We start from the raw sequence: 19730 nt of genomic DNA on the forward strand, positions 1-19730 counted from the left end.
AGACGCAGACCATGGCTAAAGTACTCGCCATCGCCAACCAGAAGGGCGGTGTGGCCAAGACCACCACTTGCATCAACCTGGCCGCCTCGCTGGTGGCCACGCGCAGACGCGTGCTGCTGATCGATCTCGATCCCCAGGGCAACGCCACCACCGGCAGCGGTGTGGACAAGCTGAGTCTGGAGCATTCGGTCTACGACGTGCTGACCGGCGACTGTAGCTTCGCCGAAGCCATGCAGTTCTCCGAGCACGGCGGCTATCAGCTGCTGCCGGCCAACCGCGATCTCACCGCGGCGGAGGTCGTCCTGCTCGACAAGTCGGGCAAGGAGCACCGACTGCGCGAAGCCTTGGCACCGATCCGCGAGAACTACGACTACATCCTCATCGACTGTCCGCCCTCGCTGTCGATGCTGACGATCAACGCCTTGGCCGCCGCCGACGGGGTGATCATTCCCATGCAGTGCGAGTACTACGCCCTGGAAGGCCTGAGCGACCTGGTCAACTCGATCCAGCGCATCGGCAAGGCGCTCAACCCGAGCCTGCAGATCGAGGGCTTGCTGCGCACCATGTACGATCCGCGCGTCAGCCTGACCAACGAAGTCTCCGATCAACTCCAGGCGCATTTTGGCGACAAGCTCTACGAAACCGTCATCCCGCGCAACGTGCGACTCGCCGAAGCGCCCAGCCACGGCATGCCGGCGCTGGTCTACGACAAGCAATCCAAGGGTGCCCAGGCCTATCTGGCGCTGGCCAGCGAACTGTCCCGTCGCCAGCGTCAGGCTGCACGCGGTACCCGAGCATAAGGAGCTTCCATGGCGATCAAGAAACGAGGCCTGGGCCGCGGGCTGGATGCCTTGCTGGGCGGTACCGGTGGTGTGGCCGCCTTGCAGAAGGAGATGGAGCCGGTCGACGGCCACGAACTGCAGCACCTGCCGCTGGAGCTGATCCAGCGCGGCAAGTACCAGCCGCGCCGCGACATGGACCCGGTGGCGCTGGAGGAACTGGCGCAGTCGATCCTGGCTCAGGGGGTGATGCAACCGATCGTGGTGCGACCGGTCGACGGTCAGCGCTACGAGATCATCGCCGGCGAGCGACGCTGGCGGGCCAGCCAGCAGGCCGGGCTGGCGAAGATTCCGGCCATCGTTCGCGATGTGCCGGACGAGGCAGCCATCGCCATGGCCTTGATCGAGAATATCCAGCGCGAGAGCCTCAACCCGATCGAGGAGGCCATCGCCCTGCAGCGCCTGCAGCAGGAGTTCCAGCTGACCCAGCAGCAGGTCGCCGAAGCGGTGGGCAAGTCGCGGGTCAGCATAAGCAATCTGCTGCGACTGATTGCCCTGCCGGAGGAGATCAAGACCCTGCTTTCCCATGGCGATCTGGAAATGGGCCACGCCCGTGCACTGCTCGGTCTTCCTGCCGAACGGCAGGTCGAAGGCGCGCGACACGTTGTCGCACGAGGTCTGACCGTCCGTCAGACCGAGGCGCTGGTTCGCCAGTGGCTGAACGAGCAACCGCAACCCGAGAAAAGCCACACGAGCGATCCGGACATAACCCGTCTGGAACAGCGGCTGGCTGAGCGTTTAGGCTCTCCGGTGCAGATCAAGCATGGCCAGAAAGGCAAGGGCCAGCTTGTGATCCGCTACAACTCTCTGGACGAACTGCAGGGTGTCCTGGCCCATATCCGCTGATATTCCGGCGTGTAGCGGGCGATCGGAAAAGACTACCCGACGGTTGAACCGGCTTGTAACCCCCCCTATACTCGCCGCGCATTTTGGAAGCGGCGTGCTCGTTGAAAGCTCCGCCAGGGCGACGGGGACCGTGTGAACATACGCAATCGAACACCTTTCCATCGCCTTCCCGTGTTTCGCGTATTGGTCGTGCAGGCCTTGGTAGGACTTGCCGCCGCTGCGGCGTGCGGTGTGTTTTTTGGGTTGGTCGCAGGGTATTCGGCCCTGCTGGGTGGCCTGATCGCTTGGTTGGCCAACCTGTATTTCGCCCATAAGGCCTTTCGCTATTTCGGCGCGCGTTCGGTCAAGGCCGTGGTCCAGTCTCTCTGGTCCGGTGAAATGGGAAAACTGATTCTGACAGCGGCGCTCTTCGCGCTGGTGTTTGTGGGGGTGCAGCCTCTCGAACTGCTGGCACTGTTCGGCGGTTATCTGCTGGTGCTCGGCACCGGAGCGAGCGCACTCCTGCTGATGAGGAACAATCCGAAGCATTGAGTATTTGAGGCGTTTATGGCGAACACTCCAGTCGAATATATACAGCATCACCTACAGAACCTGGTCTTCGGCTCACACCCGGAAAAGGGCTGGATCATCGCGCATACGCCGGAAGAGGTGAAGCAGATGGGCTTCTGGTCCGTCAACCTCGACACCCTTGGCTGGTCGATCGCCATGGGCGTGCTGTTCCTGTGGCTGTTCCGCAAGGCCGCGCTCAGTGCCTCCACCAAAGTGCCGGGTTTCCTGCAGAATCTCACCGAGATGTGCATCGAATTCGTCGAAGGCACGGTTCGCGACACCTTCCATGGCCGCAATCCGCTGATCGCTCCTCTGGCGCTGACCATCTTCGTCTGGGTGTTCCTGATGAACAGCCTGAAGTGGGTTCCGGTCGACATCATCCCCGGTCTGGCCCACCTCTTGGGCGCTCCCTACTTCAAGATCGTGCCGACCGCCGATCCCAACGGGACCTTCGGCCTGTCTCTCGGCGTGTTCGTTCTGATCCTGTTCTACAGCATCAAGATCAAGGGAGTCGGCGGCTTCACCAAAGAGCTGGCGTTCACCCCGTTCAACCACTGGGCGCTGGTTCCGTTCAACCTGTTCCTCGAGATCATCGGCCTGCTGGCCAAGCCGCTGAGCCTCGCCCTGCGTCTGTTCGGTAACATGTATGCCGGTGAGGTGGTGTTCATCCTCATTGCCCTGCTGCCGTTCTGGGCTCAATGGGTCCTGAATGTGCCTTGGGCGATCTTCCACATCCTGGTGATCCCGCTGCAGGCCTTCATCTTCATGGTGCTGACCATCGTGTACCTGAGCGCTGCCCACGAAGACCACCACTGAGTGGACCCAGAAACTATCCCTTAACCACAAAACCCTAACCGTTAGAACCTCAGGAGCTGTTATGGAACTCGTCTACGTCGCCGCCTCTATCATGATCGGTCTGGGTGCCCTGGGCACCGGCATTGGCTTCTCCCTGCTGGGTGGCAAGCTGCTGGAATCCACTGCTCGTCAACCCGAGCTGGCTCCCCAGCTGCAAACCAAGACCTTCCTGATGGCAGGCCTGCTCGACGCCGTCCCGATGATCGGCGTCGGTATCGCGATGTACCTCATCTTCGTTGTCGCTCCCTCTGCTGCTTGAGCATTTCCCGGTTCAGAAGGGGTTCGCCCGGCGAGCCCCCTCGTTGTGGAAATGGCAAGTACGCCGAACGAGATAGCACGAGGTAAATCGCAGTGAACATGAATTTGACGCTATTTGGTCAAACGATCGCCTTCGCTATTTTCGTCTGGTTCTGCATGAAGTACGTTTGGCCGCCACTCACCCAGGCCATGCAGGAACGCCAGAAGAAAATCGCCGAGGGTCTGGATGCTGCAGGCCGTGCGCAGCAGGATCTGAAGCTGGCTCAGGAAAAGGTTTCCAATACTCTCCGTGAAACCCGCGAGCAGGCTGCCGAGATCATCGAGCTGGCCAACAAGCAGGCCAATGCGATCGTCGAAGAGGCCAAGGAGCAGGCACGTGCCGAAGGCGAGCGTCTGATCGCCGGGGCCAAGGCCGAGATCGAGCAGGAAGTGAACCGTGCCAAGGACGCACTGCGCACTCAGGTAGCGGCTCTGGCCATCCTGGGCGCGGAGAAGATCCTGGAATCCAAGGTGGATACCAAGGCACACAACAAGCTGGTCGAAAAACTGGCCTCCCAACTCTAAGCGAGGCAAGCGATGATCAATAACCAGACGCTTGCTCGGCCTTACGCAAAAGCCGCTTTCGAGTATGCCAGCGCGGCCAACAGCAACGACGCTTGGTCGGGCATGTTGAGCCTGGCTGCCGCTGTCGTTGAAGCTCCCGAAGTCGCCGAACTGCTGCGCAACCCGCGCCTGACCCGCGAAAGCAAGGTCGAGGCCGTGCTGCGTCTGTTCGCCGACGATGTCGACGATGCATTCCGCAACTTCATCGCCAACATGGGCGAGCACGATCGCCTGTTCGTGTTGCCGACCGTGCGCGAGTTGTTCGAAGCGTTCAAGGCGGAAGCCGAAAAAACGCTCGACGTCGAACTGGAGACGGCCTTCGAACTTTCCGCCGAGCAACTCGAAACCTTGGCTGCCGCCCTGTCGAAGCGGCTAGATCGTTCCGTCAACCCCCGGCAGGTCGTAAATCCTGCTCTGATCGGCGGCTTGGTCATCCGTGCCGGCGACGTGGTTGTCGACGGTTCGGTCCGCGGCAAACTGAGCCAGTTGGCCGAATCGTTGAAATCCTGATTTGAGGGTCATGGCATGCAGCAACTGAATCCTGCTGAGATTAGTGAAATCATCAAGCAGCGCATCGCGAATACCGATGTGACTGCCCAAGCCCGCAACGAGGGCACCGTCGTCAGCGTTTCCGACGGTATCGTTCGCATCTATGGTCTGGCCGACGTGATGTACGGCGAGATGATCGAGTTCCCCGGCGGCGTCTATGGCATGGCGCTGAACCTGGAGCAAGATTCCGTCGGTGCCGTGGTCCTAGGTAACTACCTGGGCCTGAGCGAAGGCATGAGCGCCAAGTGCACCGGCCGTATCCTCGAAGTTCCGGTCGGTCCGGAACTGCTGGGTCGCGTGGTCGATGCTCTGGGTAACCCGATCGACGGCAAAGGTCCGATCAACGCCAAGCTTACCGACGCCGTCGAGAAAGTGGCGCCGGGCGTGATCTGGCGTAAGTCGGTCGACCAGCCGGTGCAGACCGGTTACAAGTCGGTCGACGCGATGATCCCGGTTGGCCGCGGCCAGCGCGAGCTGATCATCGGCGACCGCCAGATCGGCAAGACCGCACTGGCTATCGATGCCATCATCAACCAGAAGAACAGCGGCATCAAGTGCGTCTACGTGGCCATCGGTCAGAAGCAGTCGACCATCGCCAACGTGGTGCGCAAGCTGGAAGAGCACGGCGCGCTGGCCAACACCATCGTGGTGGCAGCGTCCGCTTCCGAATCCGCTGCCCTGCAGTACCTGGCGCCCTACGCCGGTTGCACCATGGGCGAGTACTTCCGTGATCGCGGCGAAGACGCGCTGATCGTCTACGACGACCTGTCCAAGCAGGCTGTCGCCTACCGCCAGATCTCCCTGCTGCTGCGCCGTCCGCCGGGTCGCGAAGCCTACCCGGGCGACGTGTTCTATCTCCACAGCCGTCTGCTGGAGCGCGCTTCCCGCGTTTCCGAAGAGTATGTGGAGCAGTTCACCAAGGGCGAAGTGAAGGGCCAGACCGGCTCGCTGACTGCACTGCCGATCATCGAAACCCAGGCCGGCGACGTGTCCGCCTTCGTTCCGACCAACGTGATCTCCATCACCGACGGTCAGATCTTCCTGGAATCCTCCATGTTCAACTCGGGTATCCGTCCGGCCGTCAACGCCGGTATCTCGGTATCTCGCGTCGGTGGTGCGGCCCAGACCAAGATCGTCAAGAAGCTGTCCGGCGGCATCCGTACCGCGCTGGCTCAGTACCGTGAACTGGCGGCCTTCGCCCAGTTCGCTTCGGACCTCGACGAAGCTACCCGCAAGCAGCTCGAGCATGGTCAGCGCGTTACCGAGCTGATGAAGCAGAAGCAGTATGCGCCGATGTCCATCGCCGAAATGTCGCTGTCCCTGTACGCCGCCGAGCGCGGTTTCCTGCAGGACGTCGCAGTGGCCAAAATTGGCGCCTTCGAGCAGGCGTTGATCGGTTACTTCCAGCGTGAGAAAGCAGATCTGCTGGCGAAGATCAACGAGAAGGGTGACTTCAACGACGAAATCGACGCAGGCCTCAAGGCTGGCATCGAGAAGTTCAAGGCCACCCAGTCCTGGTAAGCCGCAGCGGGAGCCGCAAGGCTCCCGCCTGCTAACCCGAAAGGTGTCAAATGGCAGGCGCAAAAGAGATTCGCAGCAAGATTGCGAGCATCAAGAGCACGCAGAAGATCACCAGCGCCATGGAAAAGGTGGCGGTCAGCAAGATGCGCAAGGCCCAGATGCGCATGGCTGCCAGCCGTCCCTATGCGGAGCGGATCCGTCAGGTTATCGGCCATCTGGCCAAGGCCAACCCGGAATACAAGCACCCGTTCATGGTTGAGCGCCCGGTCAAGCGCGTCGGTTACATCCTCGTCTCCACCGACCGCGGTCTGTGCGGTGGCCTGAACGTCAACCTGTTCAAGGCCCTGATCAAGAACATGAAGGAGTGGCACGACAAGGGCGTCGAAGCCGACTTCTGCGTGATTGGCAGCAAGGGTGCCAGCTTCTTCCGCAGCTACGGCGGCAATGTGGTCGCGGCGATCGGCAACCTGGGTGAAGAGCCCTCGATCAACAAGCTGATCGGCAGCATCAAAGTGATGCTGGATGCCTTCCACGAAGGCCGTGTGGACCGTCTGTACCTGGCGTCGAACAAGTTCATCAACACCATGACCCAGAAGCCCACCGTCGAGCAGCTGCTGCCGCTGGCCGCAAGCGGCGACGAGGAAGGCGTTCAGAAGGGCACCTGGGACTATCTGTACGAACCCGATGCCCAGCAACTGCTGGACGCCCTGCTGGTTCGCTACATCGAGTCGCAGGTCTACCAGGCCGTGGTGGAGAACGGCGCGGCCGAGCAGGCGGCGCGGATGATCGCGATGAAGAACGCGACCGACAACGCCGGCGAGCTGATCAGCGATCTGCAGCTGGTCTACAACAAGGCCCGTCAGGCGGCGATCACCCAGGAAATTTCGGAAATCGTCGGCGGCGCTGCCGCGGTTTAAGAACGGTTCATAAGGTTAGAGGAACCAAGTAATGAGTAGCGGACGTATCGTTCAAATCATCGGCGCCGTTATCGACGTGGAATTCCCGCGCGATCAGGTGCCGAATGTCTATGACGCGCTGAAAGTCGAAGGCGCGGCCACCACCCTGGAAGTCCAGCAGCAGCTGGGCGACGGCATCGTTCGTTCGATCGCCATGGGTTCTACCGAAGGCCTCAAGCGTGGCCTGAACGTGAACAACACCGGTGCCGGTATCTCCGTGCCGGTTGGCACGGCCACTCTCGGCCGGATCATGGACGTTCTCGGTAACCCGATCGACGAAGCGGGCCCGATCGGCGAGGAAGAGCGCTGGACCATCCACCGTGCCGCTCCGTCCTACGCGGACCAGGCTGGCGGCAACGACCTGCTGGAAACCGGCATCAAGGTGATCGACCTGGTCTGCCCGTTCGCCAAGGGCGGCAAGGTTGGCCTGTTCGGCGGCGCCGGCGTGGGCAAGACCGTGAACATGATGGAGCTGATCCGCAACATCGCCATGGAACACAGCGGTTACTCCGTGTTCGCCGGTGTGGGTGAGCGTACTCGTGAAGGTAACGACTTCTATCACGAGATGAAGGACTCCAACGTTCTCGACAAGGTGGCCCTGGTCTACGGCCAGATGAACGAGCCGCCGGGCAACCGTCTGCGCGTGGCCCTGACCGGTCTGACCATGGCCGAGAAGTTCCGCGACGAAGGCCGCGACGTGCTGCTGTTCGTCGACAACATCTACCGTTACACCCTGGCCGGTACCGAAGTGTCCGCGCTGCTGGGTCGTATGCCGTCCGCGGTGGGTTACCAGCCGACTCTGGCCGAGGAAATGGGCGTTCTGCAGGAGCGCATCACCTCCACCAAGACCGGCTCGATCACCTCCGTGCAGGCCGTCTACGTTCCCGCGGACGACCTGACCGACCCGAGCCCGGCGACCACCTTCGCCCACCTCGACGCCACCGTGGTACTGTCCCGCGACATCGCCTCCCTGGGTATCTACCCGGCCGTCGATCCGCTGGACTCCACCTCCCGTCAGCTGGATCCGCTGGTGATCGGCCAGGAGCACTACGACACCGCCCGCGGTGTGCAGTACGTGCTGCAGCGCTACAAGGAGCTGAAGGACATCATCGCGATCCTCGGCATGGACGAACTGTCCGAAGCCGACAAGCAGCTGGTGTCCCGTGCCCGTAAGATCCAGCGCTTCCTGTCCCAGCCGTTCTTCGTGGCCGAAGTCTTCACCGGTTCTCCGGGCAAGTACGTGTCGCTGAAGGAAACCATCCGCGGCTTCGCCGGCATCCTCAAGGGCGACTACGACCATCTGCCGGAGCAGGCGTTCTACATGGTGGGCGGCATCGACGAAGCCATCGAGAAGGCCAAGAAACTGTAACCTGGCGCGCCCGCTCGCGGGCGCTCGACCAGGCGGTCGCCACTTCGGTGGCGCCGCCTGCTAACCGAGGCATGAATATGGCTATGTCAGTCCATTGCGACGTCGTCAGCGCGGAAGAAGAGCTGTTCTCGGGCCTGGTGGAAATGGTCATCGCCCACGCCCACATGGGCGATGTGGGCATCCTCCCGGGTCACGCGCCGCTGCTGACCGATCTCAAGCCCGGTCCGGTGCGTGTGATCAAGCAGGGCGGCGACGAGGAAATCTTCTACATCTCCGGCGGCTTCCTCGAAGTGCAGCCGAACATGGTGAAAGTCCTCGCCGATACCGCGACCCGTGCCAAGGATCTGGACGAGGTCGCCGCTCAGGAAGCCGTCAAGGCCGCCCAGAAGGCGCTCAGCGAGAAGGGGGCGGAGTTCGACTACAGTTCCGCTTCCGCTCGTCTGGCAGAGGCTGCCGCTCAGCTGCGCACCGTCAGCGAGCTGCGCAAGAAGTACGGCCGCCACTGAGTTCGACACCGCTTCGCACGACGACGAAAGGGTAGCCAAGGCTACCCTTTTTTCTTGGCCCCTCCGGCGGGGCGCTTGGCCGACGATCCGCAGGCCGCCGGGTTCCCGGCGCGCGGCCGTCCCGCTCCGACCGGGCGGGGTTCGCACGGTCCGGGCATTCCGTTGTCGAAGAGTCGACCGATCCGGCGTTTCCGCCGACCTCCATTATCCAGACGCTCGCGCATCCCGATTTTTCGTCCCTCTTCAGGGCAGGCAGGGCTTGTCCGGAGTGGGGCGGGCGGGTTTGCTTCCACGGTGGCGGCCGGGCGAAAATGAGCGATGCTGCACGCTTTCCAGGCGACAGGCGTGTCGATTCGCCCGGGTCCGTCGCTCGGCCCGCTCCGGGCTGCGGGAGTCGCTGGCCGACCTCGAAACGCCGGGTCCATTCGCTGCGTCCACGCAACGGACTTGCTCGGGGGCTTGCTCGGAAGCTTCGCGACAAGGCGGAGCCGTGGCAAGCAAGCCTGCCCGATGGATGGGTCTGCGTCGGAAGCGTCGACATCGTTCAACAAGGCCGGAACTCCACCGAGCGGCCGGGAAAAAGGATAACCAGAATGCCAGGTGCATTGCTTCGTACGGGTACGCTGCGGGAATTCAGGGCTCTGGGCGTCGACGGCCAGCCGGTCCATGGCGTGGCGCTGCAACTGCGCGAAGCCATCCGCCTGAAGATGCGCCGCGAAGCGGCCGACTGCCTGGCGATCCCGCAGTCCAACGAAACCGGCGACCGCATCGATTGGTACGCACCGGTCGACGGCGACGTGGTGCCCTGGTCGGCCGCCACTCCGGAGGAGCGCGTGCAGGCCCATGCCCAGCTCGAGGCGATGCAGGCCCAGCTGCGCGCCACCGGCGAAAGCATGCGCAACGATGCGCAGAACCGGGAAAAGCAGGTCTTCGGCCGCCTTCTGGAAAAGGCCCTGCAGTTCCCCGATGCCAACCACGTCTATTTGGTGGACGGCAAGCCGGTGATCACCTTCTGGGGATTCACCCAGCACGAGGCCCCCCAGCTACCCGATCCGCTGTCCTGTCTGCAGGCGGCCGGGCCGACCGCGGCCGTCGCGGCGTTGCCACCGCCGGCGGCACCTGTCGTCGCCGAAAAATCCCGCTGGCGGCGCTGGCTGTGGTTGCTGCTGCCGTTGCTCCTGCTGTTGCTGCTGTTTCTCATGCGTGCCTGCGCGCCGAGCGTCGAACTGCCGTTCGAGCTGTCCAAGATCGACCTGCCCGGTCTGCCGGCCGAAGAAAAGACTCCGCCGGATGTCCACCTGCGCGAGGGCGCCGTGGGGGTGACAGGTACCCTGGGCAATGCCGGTGTCGCCGGAGTCGATGCGACCGGGGTGGAAGGAGACGAGGTGGCGGTACCGGGCGAAGCCACGGCCGTCGAGGAGCTGCCGGCCGACGAGGCGTCGGCGGGCGATCTCGCGGCGGACGAGGCCGGTGCCGACCAATCCGCCTTGGACAAGTCCGCGGCGGAGGAGCAACCGCCCGTCCCGGAAACGCAGCCCGAACCGAAACCCGAAGACCTGTCGAAGCCGCCGGTTCCGCCACAACTCGACGAAAAAAATCCGGAGGGCCAGGAGGGGCAGCAGGATGAACCGTCCAAGAAAGGGGACGCCGCCAAACCCATGAGCATCCCGCCCGAGGCGCGCAGCAGCGGTTCGACCGGCTTCCTCGACGGCAACTGGCAGGCCGGCGCCGGCATCCAGGACGCCAAGACCGGCAAGCCTTTGCAACTGGGCTACGACTTCAAGGACGGCAAGGGGCGGGTCAGTATCCGCCGCGACGACGGCGTGCAATGCTCGGGCGCGGTGAACGCCTCGATGCAGGGCGGCAACCTGTCGATCGCCAGCCAGGGACAGGCGGCCTGCAGCGACGGCAGCCGCTATCGTCTGCCGGAGGTGACCTGCAAGCCGGATGCGCGCAGCGCGGCGGACTGCACCGGCCATTACGGCGATCAGCAATTCCCCATGTCGATCCGCCAGGGCGGCCACTGAGGCGAGCACAGCAGCATGTTTCCGGAAAAGACCGATTACGAAGACAGGATCACCCTGATCATGGGCAGCGGCATCCAGTTCCTGGATTTCGCCGTCAAACTGGAACTGCGCCGCGAGCCGGCCGGCGAATTCGTCCGGCCGCGCAGCGACGGCCCGCTGGTTCGCCTGCTGTTCGATCCGCGCAGCAACGCCTTCCACCATCCGGCCGAGCCCGGCAGGGCGGTGACGCCCGCTTTCGCCGTGGCCGTCGAGGACTCGCTGCGCCTGCTCAAGGGGCTCTGGCTGCCCCTGCCGTTCTTTCGCTGCAGCCCGCCGCGGCGTTTCGACGACGGCCCGAGCAACTGGTCGCGGGTGCGCATCGTCGAACTCGGCGAGGGCGAGGACCCGGACGGCAACACCCACCGCATCACCTTCGCCTTCGACACCAAGGTCTTCGACAGCCGCGAGGCCACCACCTACCTGGCGCCGACCCGCGACGACGTCCGCGCCGGCGCCAGCTTCGCGCTGGCCCACCGGGCCGACGAAATGGGCTGGTTCCTCGACCTCGGCTGGGTCGACGGCTGGCTGCGCGAGGTGTTCGCCGAGCAGGCGCGGCTGCCGCCGCTGCGCATGCAGCCCGACGACATCCAGGCCGAGTGCGAGCAGCTCCACCACCAGGCGCACTACCTCAACCTGTTGCACCTGCTCGGCACGCACCTGCCGGTGCCGGAACTCAAGGTGGTCTCCAACCGCGACAGCGACGTGCACAAGGCGATCCCGGTGGACATGGTGCTGGACGTCGGCAACTCGCGCACCTGCGGCATCCTGATCGAGGACCATCCGCAGGAGAACGACGGCCTGAGCAAGCGCTACGAACTGGAGCTGCGCGACCTGACCCGGCCCGAGCAGGTCTATCCGGAGCCCTTCGAGAGCCGCGTCGAGTTCGCCCAGGCGATGTTCGGCAAGGACCACTTCTCGGTGCAGAGCGGCCGCCGCGAGGCCTTCCTCTGGCCGACCATCGCCCGCGTCGGCCGCGAGGCCGGGCGCCTGGCCGGGCGCCGGCGCGGCACCGAGGGCTCGACCGGGCTGTCGAGTCCCAAGCGCTACCTGTGGGACGAGGACGGCTACGAGCCGGGCTGGCGCTTCAACTGCGCCGCGCTGCGCACCGAGAGCGAACCGCACGCCACCGCCGCGCCGGTGGCCGGGCTGATCAACGAGAAGGGCCAGGCGCTCTACAGCCTGCCGTTCGACGAGCGCATGCCGGTGTTCCATCCGCACTATTCGCGCAGCTCGCTGATGACCTTCATGCTCTCCGAGGTCCTCGGCCAGGCGCTGATGCAGATCAACAGCCCCTCGCAGCGCCTGCGCATGAGCCACTCGCGGGTGCCGCGCCACCTGCGCTCGATCATCCTCACCGTGCCGCCGTCGATGCCCAAGCCGGAACGCGAGATCTTCGCCAAGTGCATGGAGCAGGCCATCGGCCTGGTCTGGAAGAGCCTCGGCTGGCATCCCGAGGACGATTCCGTCGACCTCAAGGACCCGAAGAGCCGCGAGAGCGCCTGGCCCTGGTTCCCCGAAGTCCATGTGCAGTGGGACGAGGCCACCTGCGGGCAGGTGGTCTACCTGTTCAACGAGACCCAGAACAACTTCGCCGGACGCTCGGAGGAATTCTTCGCCGCCATGGCGCGGCCGGACCAGCCGCACCGGGATCGCCTGACCATCGCCTCGATCGACATCGGCGGCGGCACCACGGATCTGGTGATCACCGAATACCGCCTCGACGACGGGGTCGGCGGCAACGTCTACATCAGCCCCGAACAGCGCTTTCGCGACGGCTTCAAGGTCGCCGGCGACGACATCCTGCTCGACGTGATCCGCCAGTTCGTCCTGCCGGCGCTGCGCGACGCCCTGTCCCGGGCCGGCGTCGCCACGCCCGAGGCGCTGCTGTCGCGGCTGATCGGCAGCGAAACGCTGGCGGTGCAGGAGGCCGTGCTGCGCCAGCAACTGACCCTGCAGGTGTTCGGCCCCATCGGCCTGCGCCTGCTCAAGGCCTACGAGCAGTACGACCCGCTGGAGCCGGGCAGCCGGGTCAGCGCCACCTTCGGCGAACTGCTCGGCGAGCGCCCCACCGAGGACGTGCTCGACTACGTCGCCGGCGCCGTGCGCCGCCAGCTGGGCAACGAGGCCGCGCCCTTCGACATCCTCGCCACCCCGCTGGACGTCAGCCTGCGGCGCATCCACGAGGCCTTCATCGGCGACCGCATGAGCATCGGCAAGACCATCCAGGCGCTCTGCGAGGTGGTGCACGCCTATCCCTGCGACGTGCTCCTGCTCACCGGCCGGCCCTCCTGCCTGCCCGGCGTGCAGGCGCTGTTCCGCGAGCTGCTGCCGCTGCCGCCGGGGCGCATCCTGTCGCTCAACCAGTACCGCACCGGCGGCTGGTACCCGTTCAACAAGCTCGACCGCATCGAGGACCCGAAGACCACCGCGGCGGTCGGCGCCATGCTCTGCCTGCTGAGCCGCAGCCTGCGCCTGCCGAACTTCTACTTCCGCGTGGCGGCCTTCAAGTCCTACTCGACGCTCAGGCACCTGGGGCTGATCGACAACAACAACGTCCTCAAGGACAGCAACGTCTACTATCGAGACATCGATCTGGACGACCCCGACTACCGCCTGGCGGACACCGCCTTCGACATGCGCGGCACCATGCGCCTGGGCTTTCGCCAGTTGGCCTGCGAGCGCTGGTCGGCCGCGCCCCTGTACATTCTCGGCATCGAAAGCCCGAAACTGCGCGAGGAAATGGCGTCCAAGGGACTGGTGCTCAAGGTGCGCCTGGGCATCAAGTCCTCGCGCAACCCGGCCGAGGGCAGCGAGCGTTTCGAGTTGCTCGGCGTGGAGTCGGACAGCGGCTCGGTCAGCCGCGCCCATGTGCGCCTCAAGCTCAACACCCTGCCCGATGCCGGGCTGGGCGAATCCCAATACTGGCTCGACAGTGGAAGCGTATTTCGCAAATGACTAATCCTGAGCAGCTGTCGCAACGCTGGTCCGCCGTCCACAGCGGGGCGGGCGAGGCGATCCGCTGGATCGACGAGGTGCGCCGCTTCGCCCCACGCCTGGACAACGAGGCGGACGACCTGATCCTCAGCCTGCGCCGCGTGCGCAATACCGCGCGGCGCCTCGGCGCGGTGTCCGCGCTGCCGATGACGGTGGGCTTCTTCGGCCTCTCCCAGGCCGGCAAGTCCTACCTGATCTCCAGCCTGGCGGCCGGCGTCAACGGCAAGCTGGAGACCGACCTGGGCGGCGACCGCCTGGACTTTCTCACCCACGTCAACCCGCCGGGCGGCGGCAAGGAGGCCACCGGCCTGGTGACGCGCTTCAGCCGTACCGCCCGGCCGGGGCCCGCCGAGTGCCCGCTGGAACTCAAGCTGTTCGCCGAGATCGAGCTGGCCAAGGTCCTGGCCAACTCCTTCTTCAACGACTTCAACACCGAAAAGGTCCGCTACCGCCTCGACGAAACGGCGATCCGCCAGCTGCTCCGCGACCTCGACGGGCGCCGTCAGCCGTCCCCGGTGCCGGGCGTCGACGCGGACGCCGTGGTGGCGCTGTGGGACTACCTGCAGGGCAGCTTTCCGGGTTCGCTGGGCGCGCTGGGCGGCTATTACTGGCCGGCCGCGGTCGAGCTGGCGCCGAACCTGGCGCCGGAGGACCGCGCCCGGCTGTTCTCGATCTTCTGGGGCGAGATTCCCGAACTCAGCGACGCCTACCTGACCTTCGCCCGCGCCCTGGCCAGCCTCGGCCACGCCGAGCGGGTCTTCGCGCCGCTGACCGCGCTGGTGCGGCCCACGCCGCAGGGCGGGCTGTCCCAGGCCGACAGCATCATGAACGTGGACATGCTCGAGCGCCTCGGCCGGGACAGCGACCGGCGCATCGCCGTGCGCCCCTGGCGGGACGGCGCGCTGCGCGGCGAGGTCGAGCTGACCCTGGCGCAACTCGCGGCGCTCACCGCCGAGCTGGTCTTCCCGCTGGTCGAGCCGACCAGCGAGCCCCTGTTCGAAGAGGTCGACCTGCTCGACTTCCCCGGCTATCGCGGCCGGCTCGGCGTCGAGTCGCTGGACGACGTGCGCCGCGCGGTGAACAGCGAAGACAGCAACCCGGTGGCGCAGCTCATCCTGCGCGGCAAGGTCGCCTACCTGTTCGAGCGTTATACCGACAGCCAGGAAATGAACGTGCTGATCGTCTGCACGCCGTCCAACAAGCAGTCCGACGTCACCAGCGTCGGCCCGGTGCTGAGCCGCTGGATCGACAAGACCCAGGGCGAGACGCCGGCCGAGCGGGCGCGGCGCAAGCCCGGCCTGCTGTGGGCGATCACCATGTTCGACATGCGCGTCGGCAGCGACCTGGACAAGGGCGAGGACCTGCTGCGCCTCGGCTGGGGCAGCGGCGGCATGATGAAGATGACCATGCTCGAGCGCTTCGGCCAGTACGCCTGGCTGCAGGACTGGGCCGGCGGTCGGCCGTTCGACAACAGCTTCCTGGTGCGCAAGCCGCGCCTCAAGGTGACCTTCCTCGACCTCCAGGACGGCCAGGAAGTGACCATCCACGAGCCCGCGCGCGAGCCGCTGGCGCTGATGCGCCAGACCTTCTGCGAGGACGAGACGGTCCGGCGTCACATCCGCGACCCCGAAGAGGCCTGGGACGCCATGCTGGCGCTGAACGACGGCGGCATGGGGCGGATCGGCCGCTACCTGCGCCAGGTCGCCCTGCGCGAGGTCAAGCAGGGGCGGATCGGCGAACAGCTGGACGCGGTCCTGCACCTGCTGGAAAACCGCCTCGGCCACTGGTTCCAGGCCGAAGGGGCCGGCGAGCTGGAACGCAAGCGGCGGATCGCCAAGCAGATCTCCGATACCCTGTGGCCGCGGCGCATCCTGCTCGGCGAACTCCTGCAGCGCATGCAACTGCCCGACGACCTGCTGCGCGCGCTCTACCTGCGCGCCGGCGACGAGGACGACGCGCCGCCGCCGGCGGCCGGCAGCCACCTGCTGCCGGGCGGCACCCCGCCGGGAAGCGCGCTCAACCTGGGCCTCGACCTGGATAGCGACGACACCTTCGACCCCTTCGGCGACAACGAGCCGCTCGCCGCCGGCCCGACGGGAACGGCGCGACAGTCCCGCGGCAGCGATGCGCGCTTCGCCCAGGCGGTGCTGCGCGAGTGGATCGGCCACCTGCGCCACCTGCCCGAGGACGTGCGGCTGATGAGCTACCTGGGCTTCGCCAAGCCGGCGGTGGAGGCCCTGGTCGACGAACTGGTCACCGGCGCCAGCCGGCTCGACCTGGAGCAGCGCCTGCTGCGGGCCATCGTCAGCACCGAGCAGGTCGGCACCAAGCGCGAGCAGCTCGCCGGGCGCCAGGTGCTCACGGCGAAGACCGTGCTCGGCAACTTCATCGGCTGGCTGGGCTACATCGAACAGCCCCTCGAGCTGCGCCCGGACAGCCGCATCGAGCGCGGCGCCAAGCTGTTCCAGGCGCCGCCGCCGATCGCCCGCGGCCAGCTGCCGCGCCTGGCGGAGCAGCCCCTCGACTACACCCGGCGCTACGTCGGCGACTGGCTGGTGGCCCTGGCGCGGATCGCCGAGGAGAATGCCGGGCACAGCGCCGGCCGGGAAATCTCCCTCGAACAGAACGAAGCGCTGGGGCGGATCCTCGCCACCTTTCAATCGGCACGGACAGACTGACGCATGCTGAGAATCGAACTGACAGCCGCCGCCGGCGGCCAACCCGGGCATGGCGAGCTGACCGTGCACGGCTGGCCGGGCGGCACCGAGGACCTTGAGCTGAGCGTGCTGCGCAACCAGGACAGCCTCTACCTGGAGGCCGGTGGCGGCTGGGACAGCCTGCCGGTCTGGCACGCCCTCGACGGCCTGGAGCGCCGCGACGAGGCGCTGTTCGGCGCGGTCGGCCCCTGGCTGGTCGATCCCCTGGTCCGCGACCCGAAGATGGTCTACCGGCTGCAGCTGCGCGCGGCCGGACAGAGCGACGGCGGCGTGCTGCGCATCGTCGGCAATCTCCTGTCCTCGCCGGCGGTCGGCCACCCGCAGCCGGACGAGCGGCCGCCTGCGCCGCCGGTCGTAGCGGAGCCCGAACCGGAGCTGCCGGTCGTGGAGGTCGTCGAGCCGGCGCCGGACGACAGTCCGCTGGTCGCCGAGCGCGACGAAGAGTTTCGCGCCGTGCCGGCACCCAAGCCGCGCCAACCCGTCCGCTGGCTGCCGTTCGTTGTCGGGCTGGCGCTGCTGCTCGGCGTCGGGTTGGCCGGCTACTGGTACTTCGTCCTGCGTCCGCAGACGCAGACGCCCGTGGCGGCGGCCACGGGCCCGGCTGCAACGCCGGCCGTTGCCGCCGCCGCCGGCGAGGCGGGCGCCTGTGCCGCCAGCGCGCTGGCGGAGAGCGGCGACGACCTGACCTTCATCCAGGCCTGCTTGAAGTCGAGTCCGTCCAGCGCCCAGGTGCTGGAAACGATCGCCGCCGCCAAGCAGGCCAAGCGCTGCGGGGTGGTGCAGCGGCTCTACGCGCACAAGGCCCAGGCCGGCGATGCCGCCATCGCCTTGGCCTACGCCCGCGAGTACGACCCGCAGAGCTTCGCCGCCGGCGGCTGCGTCGAGGCCGCCGATGCCGAGACCGCGGCCTACTGGTACGAGATCGCGCTGGCCAACGACGCCGGCAACGCGGAAGCCAAGAAGCGCCTGGAGGCCCTGAAACCATGAACCCGCGCGGGAGAAAGACGATGTGGCGTGAGATGGCGGTGCTCGGCGGCCTGCTGCTGGGCGCCTGTGCCGGTCCGGCGCTGGCGGCCGACGACAAGCCCCTGCTGCAGGCCGGCAAGAAGACCCTCTACCAACGCGTGCTGACCACCCCCAGCTGCCGCCTCGGCGCTACGGCCGGCGCGGCCGACGGCAAGCCGCAACCGGCCTTCACCCGCTTCTACGTGTACCAGCGGCAGCAGGTCGGCGACGCCGAATGGCTCAAGGTCGGCCCGGACAGCTACGGCAAGACCCTCGGCTGGATCGACGCCGGCTGCTCGGTGGAGTGGAAGATGCAGATGACCCTCGCGTTGACCAACCCGGCCGGGCGCGAGCCGCTGCTGTTCTTCCGCCAGCGCGAGACCCTCGACAAGCTCTTCGCCCAGGACGACCCCGGCAAGCTGCTCAAGCCGATCCGTGCCAACCTGGCCAGCCAGGGCCGCGATCCTGCGGTGGTCGCCCGCGAACCGGATTACGCCGTCGATCTGGCCAAGCGCTTCTACCTGCTGCCGGTGCTCAATGCCCGGGAAGTCATGACCGAGAAGGGCTTCCAGGTGCGCGAGCTGGAGGTCGCCTCGGTGACCGCCGCCGCGCCGAAGAGCGCCGAACAGCTCGCCCAGGACAAGGCCGGCGAGGTGAACACCCTGAAGGGCTTCAGCGCCGCGGTGGTGTTCGTCATCGACTCGACCATCTCGATGGGGCCGTACATCGACCGCACCCGCGAGGCGATCAGGAAGATCTACCAGCACATCGAGCAGGAAAAGCTGCTCGAGCAGGTCAAGTTCGGCCTGGTCGCCTACCGCTCCAACATCAAGGAAGTGCCGGCGCTGGAGTACGTCAGCAAGCTGTACGTCGATCCGGCCCAGGTGCAGGGCGGCGAGGACTTCCTCGCCAAGATGGCGGCGCTGAAGCCGGCCACCGTCTCCAGCAGCCGCTTCGACGAGGATGCCTACGCCGGGGTCATGAAGGCCCTGGACGGCATCGACTGGACCCAGTTCGGCGCCCGCTACCTCGTGCTGGTCACCGACGCCGGCGCGCTGAACGGCGACGATCCGCTGTCCGCCACCGGCCTCGACGCCGCCCAGGTGCGTCTGGAGGCCAAGCATCGCGGCGTGGCCATCTACAGCCTGCACCTGAAGACCCCGAGCGGAGCGAAGGACCATGCCTCGGCCGAGGCGCAGTACCGCGACCTGTCGAACAACCCGGTCCTCAACAAGCCGCTGTACTACCCGGTGGATGCCGGCGATGTGGATAACTTCGGCCGCAAGATCGACGCCCTGGCCGCCGCCATCACCGGCCAGGTCAAGGCCGCCTACCGCGGCGAGCGGGCCGCCGGCAGCGCCCTCGGCGCCGACGCCGACTATGGCAAGAAGGGCAAGCCGGGCGGCGACGCCCTGCTGGAAGACACCGCCAAGCTCGGCCACGCGATGCGCCTGGCCTACCTCGGCGACGTCACCGGGGCCAGCGCGCCGCCGATGTTCCATGCCTGGATCGGCGACCGCGACTTCGTCAAGCAGAACGTGCCGACCACCGAGGTCCGCGTGCTGCTGACCAAGGCCCAGCTCAGCGACCTCAGCGAAGTGGTCAAGAAGATCGCCGACGCCGCCAACGAGGGCCTGATCTCGCCCAACGAGATGTTCGAGCGCCTGCGCTCGGTGGCCGCGACCATGGGCAAGGACCCCAACCAGCTGCAGAAGGGCGGCAAGTCCGCCACCCTGGCCGAGATGGGCCTGATGGCCGAGTATCTGGAGGGCCTGCCCTACCTCAGCGAGGTGCTCAGCCTCGACGAGGAGACCTGGAAAGGCATGGAGGGGCTGGAGCAGGAGAAGTTCATCCGCCGGCTGAACACCAAGCTCAAGTACTACCAGAAGTACAACGCCGACGCCGACCGCTGGGTGTCCCTGGCCGAGGGGAGCGATGCGCGGGATCATGTGTATCCGGTGCCGTTGGAGGCGTTGCCTTGAGGAGTGGTTTTTGGTGGCCTTGTCGGTGGAGTGAGGACGAGGCGCTTTCCTTGGCTGAGGCGACAGGTTTCGCCTTGCACGGCGAGTCACTTTTTCTTGCTTGGCCAAGAAAAAG

16 protein-coding genes are annotated in these 19730 nt (G+C 66.0%); all 16 read left to right on the forward strand.

The window, feature by feature from the left end; genetic code table 11:
- The first annotated feature begins 11 nt into the window (after positions 1 to 11).
- The 16 genes from BMY22_RS02650 to BMY22_RS02725 all read left to right on the forward strand — a co-directional run bounded on the left by BMY22_RS02650 (position 12) and on the right by BMY22_RS02725 (position 19615).
- Entirely contained in the window at positions 12 to 800 is a 789-nt protein-coding gene (locus tag BMY22_RS02650) for a ParA family protein (protein ID WP_090619329.1), read from the forward strand.
- Positions 801 to 809: 9 nt separating this feature from the next.
- Positions 810 to 1685: a ParB/RepB/Spo0J family partition protein gene (locus BMY22_RS02655; protein WP_090619331.1), complete on the forward strand. Its 876-nt coding sequence runs from the start codon at positions 810 to 812 to the stop codon at positions 1683 to 1685.
- Between the two features lie 132 nt (positions 1686 to 1817).
- Entirely contained in the window at positions 1818 to 2216 is a 399-nt protein-coding gene (locus BMY22_RS02660) for a F0F1 ATP synthase subunit I (RefSeq protein ID WP_090619332.1), read from the forward strand.
- A gap of 15 nt (positions 2217 to 2231) precedes the next feature.
- Complete coding sequence (atpB, locus tag BMY22_RS02665) at positions 2232 to 3050, forward strand: F0F1 ATP synthase subunit A (RefSeq protein WP_090619334.1); 819 nt, start codon at positions 2232 to 2234, stop codon at positions 3048 to 3050.
- A 61-nt stretch (positions 3051 to 3111) separates the two neighbouring features.
- The gene (atpE, locus tag BMY22_RS02670; protein WP_090619336.1) at positions 3112 to 3348 is read left to right on the forward strand and encodes a F0F1 ATP synthase subunit C; all 237 of its coding nucleotides are present in this window, start codon (positions 3112 to 3114) and stop codon (positions 3346 to 3348) included.
- A 92-nt stretch (positions 3349 to 3440) separates the two neighbouring features.
- Complete coding sequence (locus tag BMY22_RS02675; RefSeq protein ID WP_090619338.1) at positions 3441 to 3911, forward strand: F0F1 ATP synthase subunit B; 471 nt, start codon at positions 3441 to 3443, stop codon at positions 3909 to 3911.
- A 12-nt stretch (positions 3912 to 3923) separates the two neighbouring features.
- Positions 3924 to 4460 (forward strand): F0F1 ATP synthase subunit delta, encoded by a 537-nt coding sequence (locus BMY22_RS02680; RefSeq protein WP_090619339.1) that lies wholly within the window; start codon positions 3924 to 3926, stop codon positions 4458 to 4460.
- 15 nt (positions 4461 to 4475) lie between these two features.
- The gene (gene atpA / locus BMY22_RS02685) at positions 4476 to 6020 is read left to right on the forward strand and encodes a F0F1 ATP synthase subunit alpha (protein WP_090619341.1); all 1545 of its coding nucleotides are present in this window, start codon (positions 4476 to 4478) and stop codon (positions 6018 to 6020) included.
- Between the two features lie 50 nt (positions 6021 to 6070).
- Positions 6071 to 6937 (forward strand): F0F1 ATP synthase subunit gamma, encoded by an 867-nt coding sequence (gene atpG, locus BMY22_RS02690; protein ID WP_090619343.1) that lies wholly within the window; start codon positions 6071 to 6073, stop codon positions 6935 to 6937.
- 31 nt (positions 6938 to 6968) lie between these two features.
- Positions 6969 to 8345 (forward strand): F0F1 ATP synthase subunit beta, encoded by a 1377-nt coding sequence (atpD, locus tag BMY22_RS02695; protein ID WP_090619344.1) that lies wholly within the window; start codon positions 6969 to 6971, stop codon positions 8343 to 8345.
- Positions 8346 to 8422: 77 nt separating this feature from the next.
- Entirely contained in the window at positions 8423 to 8851 is a 429-nt protein-coding gene (locus BMY22_RS02700; protein ID WP_090619346.1) for a F0F1 ATP synthase subunit epsilon, read from the forward strand.
- A 593-nt stretch (positions 8852 to 9444) separates the two neighbouring features.
- Entirely contained in the window at positions 9445 to 10878 is a 1434-nt protein-coding gene (locus BMY22_RS02705) for an SrfA family protein (RefSeq protein ID WP_090619347.1), read from the forward strand.
- Between the two features lie 15 nt (positions 10879 to 10893).
- Positions 10894 to 13872: a virulence factor SrfB gene (locus tag BMY22_RS02710; protein WP_090619349.1), complete on the forward strand. Its 2979-nt coding sequence runs from the start codon at positions 10894 to 10896 to the stop codon at positions 13870 to 13872.
- Positions 13869 to 16589 carry a putative virulence factor gene (locus BMY22_RS02715; RefSeq protein ID WP_090619351.1) on the forward strand — a complete coding sequence of 907 codons (2721 nt, stop codon included), beginning with the start codon at positions 13869 to 13871 and terminating at the stop codon, positions 16587 to 16589. The genes BMY22_RS02710 and BMY22_RS02715 overlap by 4 nt, the downstream gene beginning before the upstream one ends.
- Before the next feature lie 3 nt (positions 16590 to 16592).
- Positions 16593 to 17615, forward strand: a complete 1023-nt coding sequence (locus BMY22_RS02720) for a hypothetical protein (protein WP_090619352.1) — start codon at positions 16593 to 16595, stop codon at positions 17613 to 17615.
- Positions 17616 to 17635: 20 nt separating this feature from the next.
- Positions 17636 to 19615 (forward strand): vWA domain-containing protein, encoded by a 1980-nt coding sequence (locus BMY22_RS02725; RefSeq protein WP_090619354.1) that lies wholly within the window; start codon positions 17636 to 17638, stop codon positions 19613 to 19615.
- Positions 19616 to 19730 lie beyond the last annotated feature (115 nt).

This window comes from Azotobacter beijerinckii (assembly GCF_900110885.1).
In the GTDB taxonomy this organism is placed as follows: domain Bacteria; phylum Pseudomonadota; class Gammaproteobacteria; order Pseudomonadales; family Pseudomonadaceae; genus Azotobacter; species Azotobacter beijerinckii.